Consider the following 23,309-nt stretch of genomic DNA (forward strand, 5'->3'; position numbering starts at 1 on the left):
ATCGTAACCTTCCAAGGTTAAAGCTGAAGTCGGCTGAAGTTTAAGTTTAGTTTAAAAAAATGTTATTTCAATTCACTTCCCGTAACCGTTCCATTGTAAATATACACCCGCACACCTGCCTCGGAGCTATCCACCTTCTTGCGCAGCCCCATCTCACGAACGAGCAGATCCACAATCGACAGGCCAAGTCCTGTTCCTTTCGTTTCCGATTCATACTGCATGCCCGGACCCTGATCCCGGATGACCAGAGCGGTTCGTCCCTGAATCTGCTCAGTGAATATACCAATGTATCTTCCTTCCGTCGCATAGCGGATCACGTTCTGGAACAGATTATCGAGAATCCGACGCATTCCCTGCTCATCTACCTGCCAGATCAGAGGTTCATCCGGCAAATCAATATCGATGTCGAATTGTTCTTTCTCCCAAACGGGATACCACGCTGCTGCCGCTTCCCTGACAATACGGAGTATATCCCTTTCTTCCAGTTTCAAGGTGTACTTCCCGCTAGTAAGCAAATTGTACGATAACATGTTGTCGATGAGTCCGCCCAGGTCTTCCATCTTTGCCTCCATGCGTCCCAATGAACTAACGCCCTTGTCACTCAGCGCTTCTTTATGCAGAGCATGCATATGTCCACGAATGACAGTCAGGGGTGTACGCAGATCATGGGAGAGCCCGGCAATGAGACGTTTGCGCAGCTGCTCTTCCTCCTGTTCCCGGTGACGGCTGTCCGTCAGTTGATGCACCATCTGGTTGAATGATTCTTCCAGCTGTCCAATCTCATCAAATCTGCGAATATCAACCGGAAGTGGGATGCCCTCCTTGCCCGGGGTCATCATCGCGGTCTGCAGCCGGATGAGCCGCTTGCGAATCCGCGCGAAGAACAGGATCGACATGACGATGAAGAACAAAAAGATGACCATCATCAATGCACCCAAATAAAGAAGCTCCATAGGCCAGTTATTCTGCGGTTTCTGCAATAGTGTACGGGGCACCTCAATCACCATGAAGCCTTGTCCCTTGTCCTTGCTGTTTCCTCCCACAAAAGCAACTACCGTCAGGGGATCGCGATAGGATGCGTCCTTCATAAATTGCAGCGTCTGGGACACATTCCATTGCGCAGGAATTTGCGTCTTTTCTGTTTTCAGATCGTCCAACGTCCATTTTAACGTCGTTATTGTCGTATTATTAGATGAAGACTCGGATACAACTACCCCTTCGCCAGGCAAAACAAAGACTGTTTTCCCGTTCTGATCCACACGGTACATGGAAGATAGAGGATACTTATGGTGCAGCTGCTCCATGCGTTTATCTATTGCTGCCGGAGTCGCCCCATCCAGCTTCTTCGCAGCCTGTGACCAGAGGTTACTAATATGGGTGGAGTCTCCATAAGGTGCTGCATTTCCTGTATTCGATTGGTTTACCACCACCACATAAATCACGGATACAATCGGAAGAACGACCGGAACAAACAAAACCGCACACAGAATGAGGATAATATAACGGGACATCAGGGACCGACCGAAACGAAGCTTGCGTTTTCCCGCGAAATGCCGTTCCTTTCCTCTTCCTTTCTCCTGTGTTCCTCGCATGCCGGACTTCCTCATCATGGCTTCTTCACGCGGTACCCTACACCACGAACGGTCTGGATGATCGTAGGGTTCGCCGGATCACGCTCCAGCTTCTCGCGCAGATGACGAATATGGACCATTAATGTCTTGTCCCCGTCCAGGTAAGGCTCGTTCCAAACAGCTTCGTAGATCTGCTCTTTGGTCCGAATCATGCCCATATGCCTGAGCAGATAAGCGAAGATATGAAACTGTTTCCCCGATAAAATAATTTCTTCTCCCGTCTCCTCATTCACGATTCGGTTATCCTTCTCGTAGATGGACAGGTGATCCAGCTTCACCACGGTATCGGCTGAGATCGCAGTCCCTGCCTTCCGAAGCTGGACTTCAATCCGCGCGGCGAGTTCATCCGGATGAAACGGCTTGGTTACATAATCATCAGCAAAATCAAGCCCATGCAGCTTGTCATCAATGGACGTTCTGGCTGAGAGCATCACAACGGGGACGGTAGGATGTTCCTTTTTGAGTCGCTGACCCACCGTAAATCCGTCCAATCCCGGCAGCATGACATCCAGAATAATCAACGAGCAGCCCCCGGCTGCTTCAGCCGCGCCTTCGCCACTTGCGAGCCATACCACTTCATAACCTCGCTCCTCCAGGTCATCCCTGACCCATGTGGCAATCTCGGTATCGTCTTCAATATATAACAACTTCGTTTTCATGCGCGTATTCGTTTCCTTTCTGCACCCTTTGGGTTAATAATATTTGAAACATAATCAAGTATATTGTTTGTATAAAATGTACGAGCTGATTAGCATACAACTTTGGATGTCCTTTATTTTAAATTATACCTTAATCAACCGCTTCGCATAATTCTGCATCGAATGCTGCGACTTGCTGACATACTACATATGTAACAGGAGGAGATTCAAATGCTGCTGGAAGCCATCTATCATCAACCGAAACGGAATTGGGCCTACGCCTACGATAAGGATACCATTCGTCTGCGTCTGCGTGCCAAAAAGAATGATCTCACCGAGGTGCATGCCCTGACCGGGGACAAATACGCTTGGGAACGTACCAAAGCGTTGATTCCTTTAACCAAATTCACATCCGATTCCATGTTCGATTACTATGAGGGGGAAGTAAAGCCTCCGTATCATCGGCTGAAGTATTCTTTTTTGCTGAAAAATGGTTCCGAACAGATTTGGATGACCGAAACGGATTTCCAGGAGCATGAACCCGACGATCCCAGTCACATGTTCCAGTTTCCGTACCTCCATCCCGGAGCTGTATTCACACCGCCTGCATGGGTAAAGGATGCGATTTTCTATCAGATCTTCCCTGAACGCTTTGCCAATGGCAACCCGGATCTCGATCCTGAACATGTGGAACCCTGGGGTGGCGAGCCAACCCCGTTTAACTTTTTTGGCGGTGATCTTCAGGGCGTTATCGACCATCTCGATTACCTTGAAGAGTTGGGCATTAACGCCATTTATTTCACACCCATCTTCGAGGCAACGACCAATCATAAGTACGATACCGAAGATTACCTGCGAGTAGATCGGCATTTTGGCGATGCAGATACGGTCAAACGGCTGGTTGAACTATGCCATAAACGCGGAATCCGGGTGTTGCTGGATGCGGTGTTCAATCATTCCGGGAAGATGTTTGCGCCGTTTGTCGATGTGCAAAAGTACGGGGAAAAGTCCAAATATAAGGACTGGTTCCATGTGCACGAATTCCCGCTGGATGTGAAGGATGGCATTCCTACCTATGAAACATTTGGCTTCGAGGCTCATATGCCGAAGCTGAATACGGAAAATCCTGAAGTGAAGGCATATCTGCTGGAGGTCGCCGAGTACTGGATCAAGGAAGTAGGCACGGATGGCTGGCGGCTGGATGTCGCGGATGAAGTGGATAATGCATTCTGGCAAGATTTCCGCAAGGTGGTTAAGGCTGCGAATCCGGATGCCTATATCTTGGGTGAGGTATGGAATGAGTCCTCCTCCTGGCTGCAAGGCGACCAGTTCGATGCCTCGATGAACTATCCGTTTACGGAAGCGGTAAATCGTTTTTTCGTAAAAGATGCCATGCACGCTGACGAATTCGCGAACTCCATCGGTCGACAGCTGTCCCGCTATCCGCTGCAGGCCAGTGAAGTGGCGTTCAATCTGCTGGACAGTCATGATACACCACGACTGCTCACCTTATGTGAGGGCGACCGGCGGAAGATGAAACTGGCTGCGCTGTTCCAATTCAGTTATATGGGTGCCCCGTGCATCTATTATGGGGACGAGATTGGACTGGACGGCGATCATGATCCCGGTTGTCGGAAATGCATGGAGTGGGATGAGGCAAAGCAGGATCGTGAGCTGTTCACCTTTTATCAGAAGCTGATTGCACTTCGCCATGCCCATCCTGCCCTGCGTGCGGAAGGCAGCATACGTTTCCTGCAAGCCCGTGAAGGTGGAAGCCAGCTTGTAATGGAACGACAGGATGATAAGGAACGAATTCTGATCCTGTTCAATCGTTCGGAAGAAACAGCTATCGTCGAGCTGGAGGCGGACACCGGGGATTGGACGGAGTTATTTGGGGAGAATTATCGTACAGCCAAGGAAAAGGGAATCCTGGCCGTTGAGCTGCCCGCATATGGATATGCTGTACTCAGCACAGATATCGTGTAGCAGCTTGATGTTGTTATGGCCTTGGAATTTGCTACATTGAAAGCAACGCAAATAAGCGCTCGCAGACCTGTGATGGTTCTGTAGAGCGCTTGTTCTGCGTTATGGATGGATGATCCGATCGATTCATTTCACGATTACGACTGAAATTTACTGTGGCGTGGATAACTGCTGCTTGAGCAATTGAATCGTGGCCTCATATTGCACAAGCCCTACTTGCATACATAAACGCTGTGAAGGCGATATTTGTTCGCCAAGTTGCTTCATCTGGCGCTGCAGCTCGGCATACAGCAATTCTTTACGATTCAGCTCCGCCCGGACCCACCCTGTGACGGTATCTTCATCTGCCAGCTCTCCGAAATACAGACGCATCAGAAAATCAGAACGGAACACTTCGGCTTCCAGGGGACTCATCAAATAGGTACTGAACTCCGCAGAACCTTCCGGTGTTAATGTATACACATTTTTGTCAGGTTTTCCTTTTTGTCTAACGGATTCCTTGGTCAATAACCCTGACTTTTCCATCTTGGCGAGTGTTGGATAAATGGTGCCGAAGCTCGCATCAAAGAAAAACGAAAAATATTGTTCAAAGTACTGCTTGATCTCATATCCGGAACATGGCTGATTGTGCAGTATTCCGAGGATGACATGCTGTGTGTTCATCGGTGTACCGCTCCTTTCCAATTCCTCTTAACGTATCACATCCTCCCTTATACGTTCAACATCAGCAGGCATCTGCGATTGAGTTCCCAAGGGATGAAAAATGTTTGTCATCCATGGTCAGGCGAAGTCAGGTTCCCAGCCAGAGCGGCAGGAGCAGCAGCAGCTTTGGATTCTAAAGGAATGCCGGATTGTGCAGGACTCGAGCGTTTGATCCACGTGCACACCACACCCAGAACCAACGTCGCCGCTCCAATCACCACCAGAAGCAGAACATCATGACTAATCCCGCTGCCGCCAAGCACCAGATTCATCATGCCCTCCACTGCATAGGTTGCCGGTAGATAATGACCGATCTGTTGATAGAAATCAGACATGACATCACGCGGAATGGTTGCGCCCGATGACAACATCAGCAGAGGCAGCAAAGCACTGTTTAACCAAGCCCCGGCATTTCCAAGCAGCAACAAGCTCAATTGCGCGACGAATAGAAAAGATAAGGTAATCAACAACTGAAATAGCCATAACATCCACCATCCATCCGCTGATGATACACCCATAACATGCATCATCCCGGCTCCAACGAGCGATACGATAAATGCAGCACCCAGGTTGATGATATTGCGTGCCCAGAAACGCTCCCATTTCCCCGCCTTGCTACTTAGTTCTCCAGACACTTTTTGCAGATTCATACCAAGCAGCATCGCACCTGTAAACGTAGCCGTCACAATCAGCATCGGCACCATCGAAAAGGCAAAGTTTTGAACTGGATTCAGCCGTTCCACTTCTGCCTCCACCCGGGAAGATAACCCCAGCGCCAGCGCATTTGCCTGATCGGAAGCCATACCCGATTGATCCAGCACTCCACGAATGCCATTTTGCTGTACTTCACGGTTCAACGTCGCTGTAACTTGTGCGGATACGTTCTGCATCACACTTTTCACGGTAGCTACGTTGGATTCATTCATCACATACTTCACCTTCACCGGTTGCGATAAATCTCCCGCCTGCTGCATGAAACCCGATGGAATCTCAATAATCATGTATACATCCCTGTCGGTTAACAGCTGTCTGGCTTCTTCCATCGATGCGGATGGTTTGATCACAAAGCCAAGTCCCGCTGCAAGAGACTTCGCTACAGGCTCAGCCGCGGCCCCATCTTCATTCACAATGGTCACCGCAAGCTGAGTCATCCGTGCATTAACCTGATCATACCCACTAAGCCAAATGGTATTAAAAAAAACCTGGAATAATACGGCCGTAATCAACCCGACAATCGTAGCTCCATTTTTCATAAACAGAAGACTCGTTTGAAAAACACGTTTCATCTTATTCATCTCCTTAGGTTGTATTACGTTATTTAGCTTTTCTATATATCATATTGATATATGTCAGTTAATAATATATCTAATCGATATATAAACGTCAATACCTATTTATTTTTTTCTTTGTTGGAACAGCAAAAAAGCCGATACGCCTCTTCATCAGGAAGAATTCGTATCGGCTTTCATATCAAGATGGGAGCAGCATCGACGTTTATGATCCAGACTCCGAGTTAATTCAGTTCATGTTCGTTCATGGTTGTCATGCCTTAGGTTCAGGTTTGTTTTCAGCAGGGGACTCAGACTCTGCTTCAACTTCAGGCTCTGCACGCTTCGCCTTCGGTTTGGCGAGCTTCTCCATCATTTTCCGTCCCGTTGGTGTTTGAGCCAGCCCACCTTGGGCCGTTTCACGGTGCCTGCTTGGCATGGCACTGCCTACTTCCAGCATGACATCAATGACTTCGTCAGACGGAATGGCACTTCGTACCCCGGCCAGCGCCATGTCGGCCGCAGCCAACGCGGTTACGGCACCCAGTCCGTTACGGATGATGCACGGAATTTCCACGAGGCCTGCGACGGGATCGCAGATAAGGCCCAATGTGTTTTTTAACGCAAGACCTACTGCATGAACCACTTGCTCCGGCGTCCCTCCACGCAGCTCCACCATCGCTCCAGCGGCCATGCCGATGGCAGAACCCACTTCAGCCTGACAGCCGCCCTCGGCACCGGAAATAAATGAATTGTTGGCAATGACATAACCGATCGCTCCCGCACAGAACAGACCGTTCACCAGATGCTCGTCACTCCAGCCAAAACGCTCCTGGGAGCTGATAAATACACCTGGAATGATACCACAGGAACCGGCTGTCGGTGTCGCTACGATTCGGCCCATGGATGCGTTCACTTCCGATACACAAAGGGCATACGCCATGGCTAGTGCAGATGCATCTCCAGAGCAAGTCTCGCCTTTACGAATGTACTCGGCCATTTTTTTGCCGTCTCCGCCAGTCAAGCCGCTGCGTGATGTCGTATCTTCTGTCAGCCCTTTGTGAACAGCTTCCTTCATCACCTGATAGTAATCCGACATCTGCCGCACAACATCCGCTTTCGGGATATTCGTCTCCTGAACCTGCTCTTCGATCATCAGCTCGGCAATGGTTTTGGACTCTGCTGTACAGATGGTATTCAGTTCATGTAGATGTTTAAACCGCATCCGGTTCGACCCCTCTCTTCAAATCAATCACGCGAATGTCCAGCATATGATCCAGCGACCGCAGACGGTTTAACATCTCAGGATTCGGCACACCATCCATCTCCATCGCCGTCAGTGCTTCACCATCCCGCGCTTTCCGATCCACTTGCATGTACCCGATGTTCACACCTGACGAACTGATTGTGGAGGTTACGGAGGCGAGCACCCCTGCTTTGTCCGAATGGCGCAGCACAAGTGTCGGAAACTCTCCGCTGATCTGTACACGAAAATCATTCAATGCATGTACCGATACACTACCACCACCAATGGAAGCACCGATTAGTGAACATTCGCGGTCTCCGTGCCATAACTCAATTTTGACCGTATTAGGATGAGGAGCAGGCAGACCACTTGTAAAAAACTCTACCTCCATACCCGCTTCCTCTGCATATTGCTCTGCATCCGGAATCCGTGGATCATCCGTCACATAATCAAGCAGGCCACCGATCAATGCGAGATCCGTACCATGCCCCTGATACGTATCGGCGAAGGAGCCGTACAGCGTTAATCGGGCACGTTCAGGCGTGCACCCCAACCACTGACGGGCAATTCGACCCAATCTTGCTGCTCCAGCCGTATGTGAACTTGATGGACCTGTCATGGACGGACCAATAATTGAAAAAACGTCTTTAAAACGCATCGCAAACCCTCCATTTATAATCGTCATTTTCATCCAGACCTACACCCATAATGTTCCTTTATTACTGAATGATGACATAAGAAAAGGACAGAAGAAGGCCTTAAGGCCCTCTCTCTGTCCTCGATACCTGAGAGTTTCATGATAAGAAGCGCGGCGGATTGATGCATGCCCTGTATTCACAGGTAATGTCCCCTGCACACCGTGCTGCTTGACCATATACCCCTTGGGTGGCGCATATCGCGCACTCTCCAGAGTTGCGTCCAACGATGGTACATTTACCTGAGAGATTAACCACTGCGCCGGGTGCGTAGCAGCTTGCTCCTTCGGTGCCCGACAGCTGCCTTTTTACTCGGCATGCCCAGGACTCTCCCGCTCGCTATCATTCGCTTGTATGGAACCATTCTGATCGTGTACCAGAACGATAATTGAAGTTTTTATTACTTTCTCATTAAGATTAATCGACCGGAAGATCAGTGTCAACAAACTTAACGATTTCTTTGTGAATATTTACTTTTTTCCATTTTATAAACAGGATGAACCAACGATTTGTAAACTTTTATCACATGAATGTGTTAATGCGTTTCATTTAGAAAGCGTATACATTTGTTTGTTTTCTATGAGCAATATCTGTGGTTAGTACTATCTATGTTAAGATCCACAGAACGGTTCGGGTATTCAGGCAACCATTATTCTGTACTAGAATTGCCGGATTTCTGCCTGTCACCCCACCATCGAGTTGGGCTTCGCCGGTTCATCATAAAACCTGCTTCGGGAAGGAAACATGCTCGTCACCCACAATCCCAACGCTGCCAGCACCATCACTCCAGATACAACCGTATATACCATACGAAGCGACAACTGCTCTGCCACCACGCCTGCAACCAAAATGGAAACCACCTGCAGCACGCTTAACCCCAATCCAAGTATACTGCTCACTCGGCCCATCAGACCGACAGGGATATTATTTTGATAAAAGGTAACCAGGCCCGTATTCGCCAGTGCCGAGCACAGACCGAGCAGAATAAAAGCAAACGCCGCCAGTTCAAACGAGAACGAACGGGCGAACAGGAAATAACCCAGTGCGACCAGAAGCACACCGCCACCCATCATGTGACGGATCGGCACATGTTTGGCGAACAGCCAAACCAGCATGGAGCCTGCCAAATAACCAATCCCGGTGATACTCATCAAAGCTCCGTACTGCGATTCAGGCAGGTTCATCACCTGACGGATAAACACCACTTCCTGGGCATCGAGCGACATGCCGACCACCAGAATGATCTGAAACAGGGCATATATACCGACCACGTAGCTCGACTTCCGGCTAAAGCTCAGTACAGCCCTCCAATCCTGGGCAATCAACCGAGGTGTCAGCCTGTTTCCCGTCCCTTGATTCTGTTCTCCAATGCCCAATTTGGGAAGAAACAATAGAATCACAGCAGAAGCAGCAAAGGAAACCGCATTGGCATAAATGGCTGCAGCCGGAGATAAATAAATCAGCATCACTCCCGCGACTGCCGGGCCGGTAATAAATGCACCTGAGCTGATTAAGGCTTGCAAAGAGTTGAAGCGCTTGCGCCGTTCAGCAGGTACCAGCCGGGTAATGTACACCTGAGAGGAAGGGACAAATATGGAGGAAGACATACTGATCAGAAACATCACTGTATACATCATCCATAGGCTGGAAATCAGGGGGAGCATCGCCACCAACAATGCCCGCAGCATATCGGCACCAATCATCAGCTGCCGCTGATCATAACGATCAATCAGACTGCCTGACCATAACTTCGTGCACACCGAAGCAATTGGCGAGATAATCCATAACCCTGCGACTGCCGCTGGGGACTGTGTCATATTCAGCACCATCAGGTTAATCGCCACAATATATATGAAGTCACCTAGATTGGATATGCCCACTCCGCCAAGTAGCAATCCGGCATGCTTCCAGCCACCAGACGGAATCTTCGAAGCAACTCTTTTTTCATGAATGTTATTCATAGCGCTTCCCACCCAACAGAAATCACAAATTATAACTCATAGAAGATGCTCTCATTGTGTACATAGGGTCTGCAAAATTTGCTGCAAATAAGAGGCATTCGCTCTTTCATCCATTCGTACCTTGACTCATTCTCCATCTGAAATGCGAAATAGCCAAACGTAAAGATTAGCATGAATCCTTCCATTAACCGAATATCACGCTTCGTCAGTGGTTCTGCCTGCTCCGTATAACCCGATAGGAAGATATCCCGTTCCTCCCGATTGAAAATCGTAGCTGCCCCTCCGGCATCAAAGAGATAGTAGCCATAACCGTATAAACAAAAATCAATCATGGATATGCCCTGATCCGTCACCAGCAGATTGCCGCGGGTAATATCCGCGTGAATCACTCCCCAAGTCTCGGCAGTGTGAGGATACGTTTCGAGTTGCCGGTTAATGTTCTCAAACGTCTCACGGATCAGATCGAAATCTTCAGGAGTAAAGATGCCACGTCTAACGCCTTCCTCCAGTTGCTCCAACATGACCAGATTCTCTTTGATCGAGCCGTAGGCAGGTCGTACTCCCGTTTGATCCAAGGCGGGGCTATCGGTATATATCTCTGGGATGATCGCCTTGTCAGCGTGCTGTTCACGGTCATTCACCTGCTGTCTGCTTTCAGACTTCTGTGAACCCACCTGCGGCTTGGGAGTTTCCTTTGGTCTTCGTCCATATTGATGTAGCGTCTGCAACTGTACGCCCAAATCATGAATCTGTGCTGTCGTCAGACGTTCTCCCTGTTTGATATCCCTGCCCTCAATCCATTCCAGAACAGTACAACAGATCTCTTCTCCCGCTTCGTCCAACCAGACGGTGATCCACTCTCCCGAGGTATTGCGTACAGGTGTCTGCACTCGCAATGGGCTGGTAGCCCGTAATTCATGAAGGAGATTCATCTCCGCTTCAAGTGCAGGTCGTGTATGCTGGATGCCCGTCATGCTTGCAAAAGCGGCTTTATGTATACGCAATAAATACTTCTGTCCGGTTACATCATCCACCACTTGGTACGTTAGATTTTCATTATGTCGGATAAAGGAAACGGATGGCTTTTCTATAGAATAATGCGAAATAATTTCAATTGCCATGATGTCTTGGAATATCTTATGGGTAGTTATGATCCACATCTCCTTCTCTTATCAAATTAAAGGTGGCGCTTACAAATATCGTAGCATGATTGTTTTTATTTTGGCAAACTATTCCATATGTAGAATTACATAAAAAAAGCATAACCCCCGAACTGTCTCGCCCGGGTGTTATGCTTCCTTCTATCTCTATAGATCTATCTCTATCTCTATTTCTTACTCCATCCAATATAACAATTAACCGAAACGTCCCATAATATATTCCTGCGTCAGACGGTTGTCCGGGTTGGTGAAAATATGCTCCGTATCCCCGTGTTCAATCATGCTTCCCAGATAAAAATAAGCCGTATAATCCGAGATGCGTGCCGCCTGCTGCATGTTATGGGTAACGATCACGATCCGCAGCTCTTTCTTGAGCTCCGAGATCAATTCCTCCACCTTGCCCGTAGATACCGGGTCAAGTGCAGATGCCGGCTCATCAAGCAGCAAAATCTGCGGATCCACCGACAACGCGCGAGCGATACAAAGACGCTGTTGTTGTCCACCTGAAAGGGCCAGAGCAGACTCGTTCAGTCTGTCCTTCACTTCGTCCCAGAGCGCAGCGCGACGCAGGCTTTTTTCCACAATTTCATCCAGTGCCTTCTTACTCTTGATACCTCGGTAGCGGGGGCCAAACGCGATATTGTTGTAGATGGATTTGTGGAACGGGTTGGGCTTCTGCCACACCATGCCGATCTTTTGGCGAAGCTTGATCACATCCGTACCCGGCTCATTCAGATCATTGCCGTCCATCCAGATATGTCCCTCCGTACGTGAACCGGCAATCTCGTCGTTCATCCGGTTCAACGACCGCAGGAACGTGGATTTACCACAGCCGGATGGGCCAATGAGGGCTGTTACACTGGCTTCAGGGAAAGTCAGGCTGATCTGCTTCACAGCCTGAAAATGCCCATAATATATGCTTAACTGTTCCGTACCGAAAGGTATGGCCATGTTGGTTCCTCCTTATTTCGAAGCTGTCATTCGGCGGTAGACTACCCGACCGATCCAGCGTGCACTCAGATTGAACGCCAGCACGAGAAGTACAAGCACGGCTGAAGCGCCAGCTGCTACTTCTTTGGAGTCTGGGCCAATGCCTTCACTGTTTACTTTCCAGATGTGCACCGCCAGCGTCTCTGCCGGACGCAATGGATTGATCGGCGATCTTGGACTTGTTGGATTCCAGTCCGTGAAGTCCAGCGGCGGACTACTCATACCCGCTGTGAACATCAGAGCTGCTGCTTCACCGAAGATCCGGCCCGATGCCAGGATCGTACCCGTGATTAAGCTGGGCAATGCAACAGGCAGCAGAATGGAAGTGATAATCTTCCATTTGGACAATCCGAGTGCAAGACCCGCTTCCTTCTGCTCTTTCGGAACGGCTCGGAACGCTTGCTCCGTTGTCCGCACCATAAGTGGAAGATTAAATATAGCCAAGGCCATGGCACCCGATAACAGGGAGAATCCGAGACCAAATGTATTAACAATTAGCAAGAGTCCGAACAAACCAATGACGATAGACGGGAATGAGGATAACACTTCGACAACCAGTCGAATAAAGCTTGTAATCCGGCCCGGCTTGGCGTACTCGGCCATATAAATACCGCCGCCCCAGCCAAGGGGAATGGTAATAATCAAGGTCAGAACAAGCAGGAAGATCGAGTTGAATAATTGCGGTCCAATCCCGCCTCCACCTTTGAGCAGCTGTGGTGCACTGGTCAGGAAGTGCCAGTTAATCTGGCCAATCCCACGTACCAGAATGAAGCCAAGCAAACCGAGCAAGAGAACAACAATGAACAAAGCCAGAACAACGATAATGGAAGTGGCAACTTTATCTACCGTTTTAGCCTTCATTTTCATACCCGGTTCCTCCTTTCAAGCAGGCGAACCAGAATGACGAAGACAAAGGTCATCACCAGCAGGACAAGCGCCATACTCCACAGTGCATTATTATGAACGGATCCCATTGTGGTGTTACCCATACTTAGGGTGATTACACTCGTTAACGTTGAAGCCGATTCGAGCAGGGATGTCGGCACATGCGGTGCATTACCGATAACCATCTGTACGGCAAGAGCTTCACCAAATGCGCGAGCCATACCAAGTACAATACCTGTCAGCAAAGCTGGAAGAACCGTAGGGATAATGACACGATAGATTGTTTGCCAGCGAGTTGCACCCAATGCATAGGACGATTCACGCAGACCTTTCGGCAGTGAAGACAGTGCATCTGCCATAATACTTGTTACAGTAGGCAAAATCATAACGGACAGAACCAAACATCCGGCTGCAATTCCGACGCCGGCTCCGCCAAACATGCTGCGCAACAAAGGAACGATAACACTGAGACCGATAAATCCGTATACAACGGAAGGAATACCGGACAGCAGCTCAATCGCAGGTTGCAATATTTTTTTACCTTTACCCGGTACAATCTCGGTCATGAAGAGCGCTGCGCACAAGCTAAGTGGACTTGCGATCAGAGCAGCAAGAAATGTTGTTATGAATGACCCTGTAATGAACGGTAAAGCTCCATAGGCAGCGGGTTCCCCCGTTGGATTCCACGTTTTGCCGGATAAAAATTCGCGTAAACTTACGCCATCCTGGAAAAAGGTCGATAAGCCTTTGGACGCTACAAAATAAACGATGGAAAACATGACAACGATCAGGAAAACGACACAAATCGACGTATAGATCCGTCCCGTCCACTCTTCCCAATAATGCTTTTCTCTCAAGGGCCGGCGCGGTTTCAACTTGTTGTTCATTACCGTTCCCCCTTCGGTCTGTTCCATAACAACCATCCTTCTATAGTAGAATTCATGCAAAATATGGGATAATTCCAGAGCAAACCGCGCAAAGAGGCAGGACCTGGGTCCGCCTCTCTCGCTGTATGCGCAAGTTCAAAGATTATTGAGTTACAGTACCTGCTGCGTCACGTTTTACTTTCATGCCGGATACTGGGATGTAACCAAGCTCCGTCACGTCGTTTTGTTGAATTTCGTCACTCAGGATGTAGTCGAGGAATGCTTGTGTTGCTGCATCCGGGTCACCTTTTGTGTACATGTGCTCGTAAGCCCATACCGGATAAGTTCCTGCTTCAACGTTCTCAACTGTTGCTTCTACACCTTCGTATTTCAAAACTTGCAGGCTGTCATCCAGGTAGGACAGAGCCAGATAACCAATTGCGCCTGGCGTTTCAGCTACGAGCTTTTTAACTGTACCGGAGGAATCTTCCTGAATCGAACCTTGGATATCTTCAACTTTTGTTCCCAGTGCAAAGTTCTCGAATGTTGCACGAGTACCGGAGCTGCTAGGACGGTTTACGATAACGATGGCTTGATCTTTACCGCCAACATCTTTCCAGTTTGTGATTTTACCAGAGAAAATGTCGATCAGTTGTTGCTTCGTCAAATCTTGTACACCTGCATCTTTGTTGCTTACTGGTGCAATTGCTACAACAGCTACTTGGTGATCTTTCAGTTCGCTTACTTTTGCTGCGTCATCAATCTTCTCTTCTGCGAATACGTCAGAGTTACCGATTGTAGCTTGTCCGTCAGATACTTGTGTCAAACCAGTACCACTACCGCCGCCTTGCACTTGTACCGTTACGTTCTTATATTCATCAACTGCCATAAATTTTTGTCCAGCTTGCTCTACCAGAGGTTGCAGTGCTGTTGAACCAACAGCCAGAATGTTCCCGCTAAGTTCAGTAGCAGTTTCTCCTGATCCATTGTCTGTGGCACCCTCTGTACCAGCGTCATTTTTCGATCCGCATGCTGCGAGAACCAGTACGATCGTTAAGGTCATCAAAATGAACGGCAACTTTTTAAACATGTTTTCTTTTCCTCCCCCAATTTAGTGACGGTGATTTGCTTTTATTTTTGTTCACCATCAACTCTTTATTCATTGTAGTTTCGTTATGTCATCTCAAAATCAATGTTTTGTAAACGCAGTGTTAAAAATGTTGGGCTGTGGATCGAAATGCATTTGAGACAAATTGCTTGCTGAAGTGGGTACTTCGGGAACGGATGTTGTTTCAATCCATATTGTGTCCAGATTTTTATCACTTAATGAATAAATCGCTAATATTTTCGGGTGGCCGTTCCGGTTACGGATCGTTCTTCCGATCGCTGTTGTCTCCAATTTTTTTTGATCTGATATTTATAATGTTAAAATTCGGAGACAAAGGCGAACGCTGCCGCTTCTTCAGAATCGATTCCGTCCCCTCCACTACGTTCGGTGTTTTATCTACCCATCAAGAACAAAAGATAATTTTGATCTTTTCTTACAAGGAAAATCCTTACACAGAATAAGCTTCGCTTTTACACAATCGTTTCGTTCCCTGCGCTGAATCAGCGCTGGTTGTGTCACAGGCATTTTAATCCTCAGCCTCCTGGGGATGGCAAAAAGAGAAGGCCAGCTATATAGATGCTGGCCTTTGTTTACATCCTTTAATGTAGAGAGAGAATTATTTCTTCTATAGAAGAAATAAAAAACTGCTTCATAGCCAGTGTGGAGCACCAGCGCATGAGAGCAGCTTTATACAATAAGTTGGATCATATGAGAATTGCTAATGTAAAATACGATTGTACTAACCCAAAATCCATAACCATAAAGCCAATCCGGCCAAAGTAATTAAGAGTGTGGGAATGGTTAAGATGATGCCTGCCTTAAAATAATATCCCCATGTGATCTTCACATCTTTGCGGGATAACACATGGAGCCACAGTAATGTGGCGAGTGAGCCGATTGGTGTCATTTTGGGGCCTAGATCAGATCCAATAACATTGGCATAGATTAGCGCCTCACGCACAATGCCTTCGGTATGTGCACCCTGAATCGCTAATAGGTTAATTAACACGGTGGGCAGATTGTTCATTACGGATGACAACACCGCTGCAATCATGCCCATGCCAATTGAAGCAGCCAGCAGACCATGGTCTGCTATCGCGTCAAGCCAGCGGCTCAGGTAATCGGTTAATCCGGCATTGCGCAGTCCGTACACCACGATATACATGCCCACCGAGAACACCACAATGGACCATGGAGCCTCCTTGATTACGCGTTTCATGTTCACAGCTTCGCTCTTTCTGGCTAATATGGCGAACAAAAGAGCCACTGCACCGACGATAACCGATACCGGAATCGGCAAAAACTCACTGGATGCATAGGCAACTAGTAACAGCACCAGCATGAACCAGGCGATGCGGAACATCCGCGGATCACGAATGGCTTCCTGTGGATCACGTGCTGATGTGATATCGTAGCGAAGCGGGATGCTTTTGCGATAAAACAAGAACAGCATCCCTGTACTCGCCACGATGGAAAATAGATTCGGCACAATCATCCGCACCGCATATTCCACAAATGTAATACCAAAATAATCGGCAGAAACGATATTGACCAGATTGCTGACAACCAGCGGCAACGAAGTTGTATCCGCGATAAATCCACTAGCCATAACAAAGGCGAGCACCATACGCTCATCGAATTTCAATGCCCGTACCATCGCCAGCACAATCGGGGTAAGAATTAGCGCTGCACCATCATTGGCGAAGAGAGCGGACACCGCCGCCCCGAGCAAAATAGAATAGATGAACAGCCTGCGGCCATTTCCTCCTGCCAGCCTTGCCATATGAAGAGCAGCCCATTCGAAGAAACCTGTCTCATCGAGTATTAGCGAGATCATGATGATACCAACAAAAGCCAGTGTTGCATTCCATACAATGGAAGCTACATCAGATGCATCGTTCAGACTGACAACACCACATATTAAGGCTAGCAAAGCCCCGCCCATGGCGGACCATCCGATGCCCAATCCACGAGGCTGCCAGATAACCAGCGTGATGGTCAGGACAAAAATCAGAATTGCAACATATGTCATAAAGCCTCCTGCGCCCGCTATATTCATCATGTTTGGAGCATGATATGTGACTGGTCTGCCAGATATGATTACACCGCAATTCATACGCGTAAACCACGAAATAGTTATACAGGGCTGCAGGAGAAAAGTCTATCTTTATTTCCTTCTAATCTCTGTAGAAACTGCGGTGAAATATTATCGTCTAATGGTTAGGACTTGTCCCCATCTTTCGCTGTGTCCTCCACCATTTTGAACATACCCAGCAACCCTTGTAATTGCTCCGCCATACTGTTCAGATGTGCTGAAGATGAAGCGATCTCCTCTACGGATGCCAGCTGTTCCTGAGAAGATGCCGAGACCGATTCCGTATTTGCAGCAGATTCTTGGGTCACGATGGAGATATCGTTCATTGCTTTGGCAACGTTGGAAGCGCCGCTCTCCAGTTGCTTTGTCGTTTCGGACAAATCATCCAGCGTATGAGCAGCATCCTCCACAGCCTCCCGAATCTGAGCAAAGGATTGTCCGGACGTGTTCACAGCTTGAAGTCCGTCTCCAACCCGTGCCTGAGCTGCTTCCATAGCGCTCAGAGCAGCATCCATATCCTGACGAATATTATGAACCAATTCTCCAATTTGTGCTGCCGAGCTTCCCGATTCTTCCGCAAGCTTGCGTACCTCTCCCGCTACGACAGCGAAGCCACGACCCGCGTCACCCGCTCTAGCCGCTTCAATGGAAGCGTTCAACGCTAGCAGGTTGGTCTGCTTCGAGATTGTGGCAATCACATCTACCATGCTGCCAATCTCAACGGAGCGTACATTCAGTGATTGGATCACCGTCGCCAGTTGTTCCACCGTTTCCTGAATGCTATTCATCTGCTCCACCGCCTCACCTGCAGCTTCATTACCTGAATAGGCAGCTCCGGATGTATGCCGCATGTTCGTTGTAATGGATTGCACACGCTCGGACATCATCCGAACATCTTCCGCCATTTGGCTCATTTGTCCTGATCCATCTGTTACACTCTTCACTTGCTGCTCTGCACCCTCGGCAAGTTCCTGAATGGCCATCGTTGAGTGCTCAATAGCTTTGGTCGTTTGATCTGCACTAGCGGACAATTCCTGTGAGGAGGCAGAGACCTGCTCTGCCGTCTCCTGTACACCCAGAATCATCATGCGCAGATTGTCGACCATCCGTTCAAAATACTTCGCCAGCTCGCCAACTTCATCTTTGCGTCTGGTCTCCAATTTCACCGTCAAGTCGCCTTTACTTACGGCTCTCGCGGATTCCTGCAGACGCTTGATCGGACGCAACATGGAACGCGTTAGCCAGATAATGAAGACCAGCGTAAGTATTGTGGCAGACAGGATAACGATTATAGTAGCCACCCGAATATCCTTACTTGCATTGGATACTTCACTTTGGAACATTGTGCCGCCAATCTTCCACCCGGTTACTTCATTAGTAGAGAAAATCATCGTTTTGGGATCATCATTATAGATATAGCTGAACTCACCTTCCTCGCTCCCATACATTGGATCCAGAACGGTTGTCGGTTCTTGTGTACCGGCTTCCATGACTGGAGACACGATATAATTTTTGTCCGCATCCATGATGATGATATACCCTTCTTTGCCAACCTTAATGGATGCCTGTTCTCGCAGCTCTGTCAGATCCATGGACAAACCAACGACACCCGATTGATCATCAAGCGTTTTGGAGACAAAAACAACAGCAATGCCGTCCGTATTTTTGGATACAGGTGAAACTACTGTAGTACCTGGCTTCTCCATTGCTAGCTTGTACCATTCGCGTTCCCGGGGATCATAAGCGGACCCTTGTGAGCTTCCCGCAGATTCCTTACCACGGACCATGATTCCCTCTTTGGTTCCCACAAAAATATTTAAAGCATCTGGATGTAAACCCAGATACTGCTTCAACTTCATTTCAAGCTCAGGACTTTCATTTTGTCCTTTAATCATGTCTTTCTCAATCAAACCGGCAAAATAGTTGATATCATGAGTCTTCGCATCCACATGTGTGCCAATGATTGAATTCGTTGTGTCTACACTTTGTTTGGCACTGTCCATCAATTGGTCTTCCACCGTATGGTCCGCGATAAGGAGCGTAACCATTCCAATGGTTAGACTCGGCAAGAGCAGCACCGCCAGAAAGGATACCAATAATTTGTTCCTTATGCTCCAGACGAAGCCTTTTTTCTTTTTGTTTTTCTTTTTCGGTTTATTATCTTTTGGCTTGGCTAACTTGCTTGCTGCCTTTTCTTGCTCATTCCCCCGAATGTTATTCATCTTGCTTCTCCCCCTCCAAATATAAATCTGCCCTTTTTCTTTTTATGTAGGACCTCTCCAACCTGATTAAATACGGTGTCCTATAGAGACCGCTGCAGTCTGAAGGCCTATCCTATATATCGGCTGAATGAGCATATTTATTTGATTGTAGAATGTTCATGGCATGTCAAACAAGCCACTCCAATTATGCGAAGTGACTTTCTGGTACATCCATAATTTATTTCATTCAGGCAGAGGTTTTACCGTAGGGACCTTGTGGCGGGTATGCTGTTGGCTTACCAAAGTAATACCCTTGGGCCAAGTCGATACCCACGGATCGACAAAATTCAAATTCCTCGAATCGTTCGATCCCTTCCGCGAGTACCCGCCCGCCAAAACGGCGTGACATTTCAACTATGTCGATAATTTGCTGCTGTTTCGTCAAATCCTCATCACAACGATCAATGAGACTCCGATCTATTTTGACAAAATCCGGCTCCAGCCGATTCATTACTTCGATCGTCGAGAATCCGGCCCCCACGTCATCCAAGGCAACCGACATTCCATGAGCACGATATACCTCAAAAATACGCTGCAAGATGGACATATGCTGAATCTGTTCCGTTTCCACCACTTCAAACACAAAATCCTTAGGGTCTAGCGAAAGGCGTTCAATCGTCTCAAACGTGTGCGTCAGGCAATATTCGGGGTTATAGATGGAGGAAGGCAGGAAATTCACGAAACGTTTGACACCATGGGGTAAAAGAACAGCACTCGTCTCAATAGCAGCAATACGTGCTGTCCGATCCAGAAAAGAATGCAGTCCGGTATCCCGTGCAACTTCGAATAATTCATATACACTGAAGGACCTGCCCCGTTCAGCAGGACGAAGTAAAAATTCAAATCCGATAATCTGCTCCGACGCATCTACGATCGGCTGCATATGACTGCTAAATTGATGTTCCAGGATAATGGAAACCAGATCAGCATGCTTGAGGCGAGCTTCCTGCATGGAAAGACTAATCCAGCTATCGTCATTTGCCTGGCCATACAGTGGAGTGACCTGAACCATTAACGTATCCGGCAGGGTCGCTTCAATCTTCAGGATATCCTCAATACAACGCTCTACAGATTCAAGGTTCAAAAAATGCATCCAGATGAATTCTTCTGAATATTCAACATGTCTTTCCTGCATTTGCAGTGCTTCCAGCAAAGCGGGGGAAATGGGACGCATATACAGGGTACCTTGATTCTCGATAGGATGAATTGGACTGCAGCCACTGCAATTCATGTAGAACCCCCTTGCCAGTTTGTGATTCTATCTCATTAATGATTAATAGTATATACCCAAAGTTTGTAAATATTATAGCACGGGTCTACAAATTTATCTCTACTGTTTTGATGACTCCAACTATGATGGTTACTGGTGCATCAACGGTTCATAGCATGAAGAAGACCGACAGTCTAAGACTGTCGGTCTTCTTTTACCGCTAACTACTCTTAAGAAGCGGGAATTACGATTTTCTGTCCAACTTTCAGGTTGTGCACATTTGTAATTTTGTTAGCAGAGACAAGCTTGCGCCAGTCCACGCCATATTTCAAACCGATGCGATAGAGATTATCTCCTTTTTTCACTACATATACCACTTTGCCGTCTGCTGGTTTCTCAGGTTGTGGCTTGGTTGTAGGTTTAGTTGGAGTTGGATCTGGCTTCGTAGGCGTTGGAGCAGGCTCCGTGCCTGTTTCTGGAGTCGTTGCTGCTTCTCCTGTCAATTTCAAGCCATACTCAGCAAAACCGTCTTTGTTCGTCCCGATAAAGGACATCGCCGGGTTCGCTTCCACCAATGCTTTGGCATCTGGGGAAGATGCAAATACCACTTCAAGGTCGTTAAGAGCTGCTGCCGTTACCCCTGCGGAAGGCTTAATTGGTGCAAGCGACCAGTTGCCGTCAGCCGTTGGGTTAATCGTTTTGTTCTCACGGATGTAATCAATGATAACCTGACGGTTCTCATCCGGTGCAGCCAAGACGATACGTTTACCGTCCGGGTTAGCCAGTTTGGATGAAGAAGCACGATAGTTATTCGTTGCTACGATGAATTTTTGAGCTGGATCAACCGGTTTACCATTGAAGCTCAGGTCTTTAATACGGTTAGCCGATGCATTGATAATTGTAGCTTTGCCATCGTATTTGGCTGGTTGAGTCACATCAATTTGGTACGTGACACCATCGATAACGTCGAAGTTATACGTCGGGAAGTCCATATTGACCAGCTGTTGCTGTCCGCCTTTAGCCGGATCGATCTGATTGAATTGACCAGCAGACCATTCCAACCATTCTTTCAGCTCTGCACCATTAACCATAACGGCATGTACCGTATTTGGATACACGTACAGGTCAGCTACGTTTTTGATAGCAATTGTGCCTTTAGGGATATTCGTGTAATACGAAGCACCTGAACGTCCGCCTGCTTTGAACGGAGCTCCTGCAGACAATACAGGGATATCTTCATATTCTGTTCCTTGCAAATGTTTTTCGACATACCATTTCTGTGCATTCGTTACAATCTGAATGGATGGATCATCCTGAACCAGTGCAAAGAAGCTGTTGATTGGAGCTGTGGTTTCGCCAACTGGGCCACGAACATACTCAAGCGTACCTTCATGTTCGTCATGAACAGCATCAACGATCTCTTGATCCGCATCTACCAGAGCTTTTTTGTTAGCTGTGTCATAGATAGGGCGTGCTTCCACCGCGGAGTCTACCACTTTCCATTTGCCGTCTACCTGTTCGAGGTCCAGATCGATAATCCCGAGGTGGTCGCCCCAGAAGCCTGGTTCAACGGAAGGAACACCATTGATTGTACCTTTTTCAAGGTCTACACCTTTTTTACCGGCAAAATCAGCGCTCGGGAATACTTTGTGGGCATGTCCGAACAGAATGGCATTAATGCCTTCAACCTGGCTCAAATACAATACCGAGTTTTCCATCAGATCCGTTTGCGGAATATCTTCAAAACCGGAGTGAGGAATAGCCACAATAATGTCGGCACCTTCAGCCTTCATTTTAGGAATGAATTTTTTTGCAGTTGCGATAATGTCTTTGGCAATGACTTTGCCTTCCAGATTAGCGCTGTCCCACTGCATGACTTGTGGCGGTACAAATCCGATGACACCCACTTTGATGGTGTGCTCTTTGCCACTCTCGTCGGTCACTTTTTTGTCTAAAATTTTATACGGGGTAAAATAGTTCTTGTCGTTCTTCTCATCGTCGTCACCGTCATCTACATATACGTTGGCATTGATGTAAGGGAAGTTCGCACCTTCCAGCGTCATGTCAAGGAAGTCCAAACCATAGTTAAATTCATGGTTACCGATGTTTCCTGCATCATAATCGAGCAGGTTCATCGCTTTATATACAGGGTGAGTCTCACCCTTTTTGAGTGGATCAATCTTCGCTACATAATCCCCAAGCGGGTTACCCTGAATCAGGTCACCGTTGTCGAACAACAAGCTGTTCTTTGCTTCATCACGGGCTTTTTTGATCAGTGTAGCCGTCTTCGCCAGTCCATACTGGTCTGTCTCTTTGTCGGAATAGTAGTCATAGTTAACTAAGTTGTCGTGAATGTCTGTTGTTTCCATGATCCGCAATTTAACCTTAGTAGCGTCCGCAGCCGATACAGGTACCGGAAATACCGCAAGCACGTTTAATGCAACCAAAGCGGCAGTCAGGCTCGATAATACTTTTTTACTCTTTCTCAAAATAACCCCTCCCGGTTATGTACATTGAATCATGCATTAGTGAGCAAACGAATAAGCGCAGAAATGCGAAAGATCTCATGGGTTGTGCGTACTGATTTTCTGATCGTATGCATCAGAATTT

17 protein-coding genes and 2 riboswitches are annotated in these 23,309 nt (G+C 47.7%); of the genes, 1 reads left to right on the top strand and 16 read right to left on the bottom strand.

Annotated features, from left to right (window positions below; all coding sequences use genetic code 11):
* Positions 1-62 precede the first annotated feature (62 nt).
* Together Q0V21_RS29540 and Q0V21_RS29545 are read right to left on the bottom strand one after the other, a co-directional pair.
* Positions 63-1,592 (bottom strand): HAMP domain-containing sensor histidine kinase, encoded by a 1,530-nt coding sequence (locus Q0V21_RS29540; RefSeq protein WP_143805460.1) that lies wholly within the window; start codon positions 1,590-1,592, stop codon positions 63-65.
* 14 nt (positions 1,593-1,606) lie between these two features.
* A complete protein-coding gene (locus Q0V21_RS29545; RefSeq protein WP_079348744.1) occupies positions 1,607-2,290 on the bottom strand; it encodes a response regulator transcription factor in 684 nt (227 codons plus the stop codon).
* Between the two features lie 210 nt (positions 2,291-2,500).
* Between Q0V21_RS29545 and Q0V21_RS29550 the strand changes: the two genes are divergently transcribed.
* Positions 2,501-4,255 (top strand): alpha-glycosidase, encoded by a 1,755-nt coding sequence (locus tag Q0V21_RS29550; protein WP_301881939.1) that lies wholly within the window; start codon positions 2,501-2,503, stop codon positions 4,253-4,255.
* A 147-nt stretch (positions 4,256-4,402) separates the two neighbouring features.
* On the opposite strand, the gene Q0V21_RS29555 is transcribed toward Q0V21_RS29550, so the two are convergent.
* The 14 genes from Q0V21_RS29555 to Q0V21_RS29620 all read right to left on the bottom strand — a co-directional run bounded on the left by Q0V21_RS29555 (position 4,403) and on the right by Q0V21_RS29620 (position 23,188).
* On the bottom strand, positions 4,403-4,915 hold the full coding sequence (locus tag Q0V21_RS29555; protein WP_301881941.1) for a PadR family transcriptional regulator: 513 nt from the start codon (positions 4,913-4,915) through the stop codon (positions 4,403-4,405).
* Between the two features lie 107 nt (positions 4,916-5,022).
* The gene (locus Q0V21_RS29560; protein ID WP_179132760.1) at positions 5,023-6,240 is read right to left on the bottom strand and encodes a YhgE/Pip domain-containing protein; all 1,218 of its coding nucleotides are present in this window, start codon (positions 6,238-6,240) and stop codon (positions 5,023-5,025) included.
* A gap of 256 nt (positions 6,241-6,496) precedes the next feature.
* A complete protein-coding gene (sdaAA, locus tag Q0V21_RS29565) occupies positions 6,497-7,447 on the bottom strand; it encodes an L-serine ammonia-lyase, iron-sulfur-dependent, subunit alpha (protein WP_024632229.1) in 951 nt (316 codons plus the stop codon).
* Positions 7,437-8,126 carry an L-serine ammonia-lyase, iron-sulfur-dependent subunit beta gene (sdaAB, locus tag Q0V21_RS29570; protein WP_024632230.1) on the bottom strand — a complete coding sequence of 230 codons (690 nt, stop codon included), beginning with the start codon at positions 8,124-8,126 and terminating at the stop codon, positions 7,437-7,439. The genes sdaAA and sdaAB overlap by 11 nt, the downstream gene beginning before the upstream one ends.
* Positions 8,127-8,238: 112 nt before the next feature.
* Positions 8,239-8,380, bottom strand: a riboswitch (glycine riboswitch).
* Between the two features lie 4 nt (positions 8,381-8,384).
* A riboswitch (glycine riboswitch) is annotated at positions 8,385-8,508 on the bottom strand.
* 338 nt (positions 8,509-8,846) lie between these two features.
* Positions 8,847-10,124, bottom strand: a complete 1,278-nt coding sequence (locus tag Q0V21_RS29575) for an MFS transporter (RefSeq protein WP_301881946.1) — start codon at positions 10,122-10,124, stop codon at positions 8,847-8,849.
* Positions 10,125-10,153: 29 nt separating this feature from the next.
* Positions 10,154-11,245, bottom strand: coding sequence for a phosphotransferase enzyme family protein (locus Q0V21_RS29580; RefSeq protein WP_301881948.1), 1,092 nt, complete (start codon positions 11,243-11,245; stop codon positions 10,154-10,156).
* Between the two features lie 234 nt (positions 11,246-11,479).
* Positions 11,480-12,235 (bottom strand): phosphate ABC transporter ATP-binding protein PstB, encoded by a 756-nt coding sequence (pstB, locus tag Q0V21_RS29585; protein ID WP_024632233.1) that lies wholly within the window; start codon positions 12,233-12,235, stop codon positions 11,480-11,482.
* Positions 12,236-12,247: 12 nt separating this feature from the next.
* The gene (gene pstA, locus Q0V21_RS29590) at positions 12,248-13,135 is read right to left on the bottom strand and encodes a phosphate ABC transporter permease PstA (RefSeq protein ID WP_024632234.1); all 888 of its coding nucleotides are present in this window, start codon (positions 13,133-13,135) and stop codon (positions 12,248-12,250) included.
* 2 nt (positions 13,136-13,137) lie between these two features.
* Positions 13,138-14,046 (bottom strand): phosphate ABC transporter permease subunit PstC, encoded by a 909-nt coding sequence (gene pstC, locus Q0V21_RS29595; RefSeq protein ID WP_143805458.1) that lies wholly within the window; start codon positions 14,044-14,046, stop codon positions 13,138-13,140.
* A 142-nt stretch (positions 14,047-14,188) separates the two neighbouring features.
* Entirely contained in the window at positions 14,189-15,115 is a 927-nt protein-coding gene (locus Q0V21_RS29600; protein WP_301881951.1) for a phosphate ABC transporter substrate-binding protein PstS family protein, read from the bottom strand.
* A 757-nt stretch (positions 15,116-15,872) separates the two neighbouring features.
* A complete protein-coding gene (locus tag Q0V21_RS29605; protein WP_301881952.1) occupies positions 15,873-17,165 on the bottom strand; it encodes an arsenic transporter in 1,293 nt (430 codons plus the stop codon).
* Positions 17,166-17,353: 188 nt separating this feature from the next.
* Positions 17,354-19,450, bottom strand: coding sequence for a methyl-accepting chemotaxis protein (locus tag Q0V21_RS29610; RefSeq protein ID WP_301881953.1), 2,097 nt, complete (start codon positions 19,448-19,450; stop codon positions 17,354-17,356).
* A 226-nt stretch (positions 19,451-19,676) separates the two neighbouring features.
* Positions 19,677-20,720, bottom strand: coding sequence for an EAL domain-containing protein (locus Q0V21_RS29615; RefSeq protein ID WP_079348734.1), 1,044 nt, complete (start codon positions 20,718-20,720; stop codon positions 19,677-19,679).
* Between the two features lie 209 nt (positions 20,721-20,929).
* Entirely contained in the window at positions 20,930-23,188 is a 2,259-nt protein-coding gene (locus Q0V21_RS29620; protein WP_443146279.1) for a bifunctional 2',3'-cyclic-nucleotide 2'-phosphodiesterase/3'-nucleotidase, read from the bottom strand.
* Between the last annotated feature and the right edge of the window lie 121 nt (positions 23,189-23,309).

The organism is Paenibacillus sp. 11B (assembly GCF_030487755.1).
Taxonomy (GTDB): domain Bacteria; phylum Bacillota; class Bacilli; order Paenibacillales; family Paenibacillaceae; genus Paenibacillus; species Paenibacillus vandeheii.

What these genes read in the sequence shown, in the direction of transcription:
- Q0V21_RS29600 (WP_301881951.1), bottom strand. Translation starts at nt 15,115, where the DNA reads ATGTTTAAAAAGTTGCCGTTCATTTTGATGACCTTAACGATCGTACTG.
- Q0V21_RS29540 (WP_143805460.1), bottom strand. Translation starts at nt 1,592, where the DNA reads ATGCGAGGAACACAGGAGAAAGGAAGAGGAAAGGAACGGCATTTCGCG.
- pstA (WP_024632234.1), bottom strand. Translation starts at nt 13,135, where the DNA reads ATGAAGGCTAAAACGGTAGATAAAGTTGCCACTTCCATTATCGTTGTT.
- Q0V21_RS29575 (WP_301881946.1), bottom strand. Translation starts at nt 10,124, where the DNA reads ATGAATAACATTCATGAAAAAAGAGTTGCTTCGAAGATTCCGTCTGGT.
- pstB (WP_024632233.1), bottom strand. Translation starts at nt 12,235, where the DNA reads ATGGCCATACCTTTCGGTACGGAACAGTTAAGCATATATTATGGGCAT.
- Q0V21_RS29545 (WP_079348744.1), bottom strand. Translation starts at nt 2,290, where the DNA reads ATGAAAACGAAGTTGTTATATATTGAAGACGATACCGAGATTGCCACA.
- Q0V21_RS29605 (WP_301881952.1), bottom strand. Translation starts at nt 17,165, where the DNA reads ATGACATATGTTGCAATTCTGATTTTTGTCCTGACCATCACGCTGGTT.
- Q0V21_RS29615 (WP_079348734.1), bottom strand. Translation starts at nt 20,720, where the DNA reads ATGAATTGCAGTGGCTGCAGTCCAATTCATCCTATCGAGAATCAAGGT.
- sdaAB (WP_024632230.1), bottom strand. Translation starts at nt 8,126, where the DNA reads ATGCGTTTTAAAGACGTTTTTTCAATTATTGGTCCGTCCATGACAGGT.
- Q0V21_RS29550 (WP_301881939.1), top strand. Translation starts at nt 2,501, where the DNA reads ATGCTGCTGGAAGCCATCTATCATCAACCGAAACGGAATTGGGCCTAC.
- Q0V21_RS29560 (WP_179132760.1), bottom strand. Translation starts at nt 6,240, where the DNA reads ATGAAACGTGTTTTTCAAACGAGTCTTCTGTTTATGAAAAATGGAGCT.
- Q0V21_RS29580 (WP_301881948.1), bottom strand. Translation starts at nt 11,245, where the DNA reads ATGGCAATTGAAATTATTTCGCATTATTCTATAGAAAAGCCATCCGTT.
- Q0V21_RS29555 (WP_301881941.1), bottom strand. Translation starts at nt 4,915, where the DNA reads ATGAACACACAGCATGTCATCCTCGGAATACTGCACAATCAGCCATGT.
- Q0V21_RS29610 (WP_301881953.1), bottom strand. Translation starts at nt 19,450, where the DNA reads ATGAATAACATTCGGGGGAATGAGCAAGAAAAGGCAGCAAGCAAGTTA.
- sdaAA (WP_024632229.1), bottom strand. Translation starts at nt 7,447, where the DNA reads ATGCGGTTTAAACATCTACATGAACTGAATACCATCTGTACAGCAGAG.
- pstC (WP_143805458.1), bottom strand. Translation starts at nt 14,046, where the DNA reads ATGAACAACAAGTTGAAACCGCGCCGGCCCTTGAGAGAAAAGCATTAT.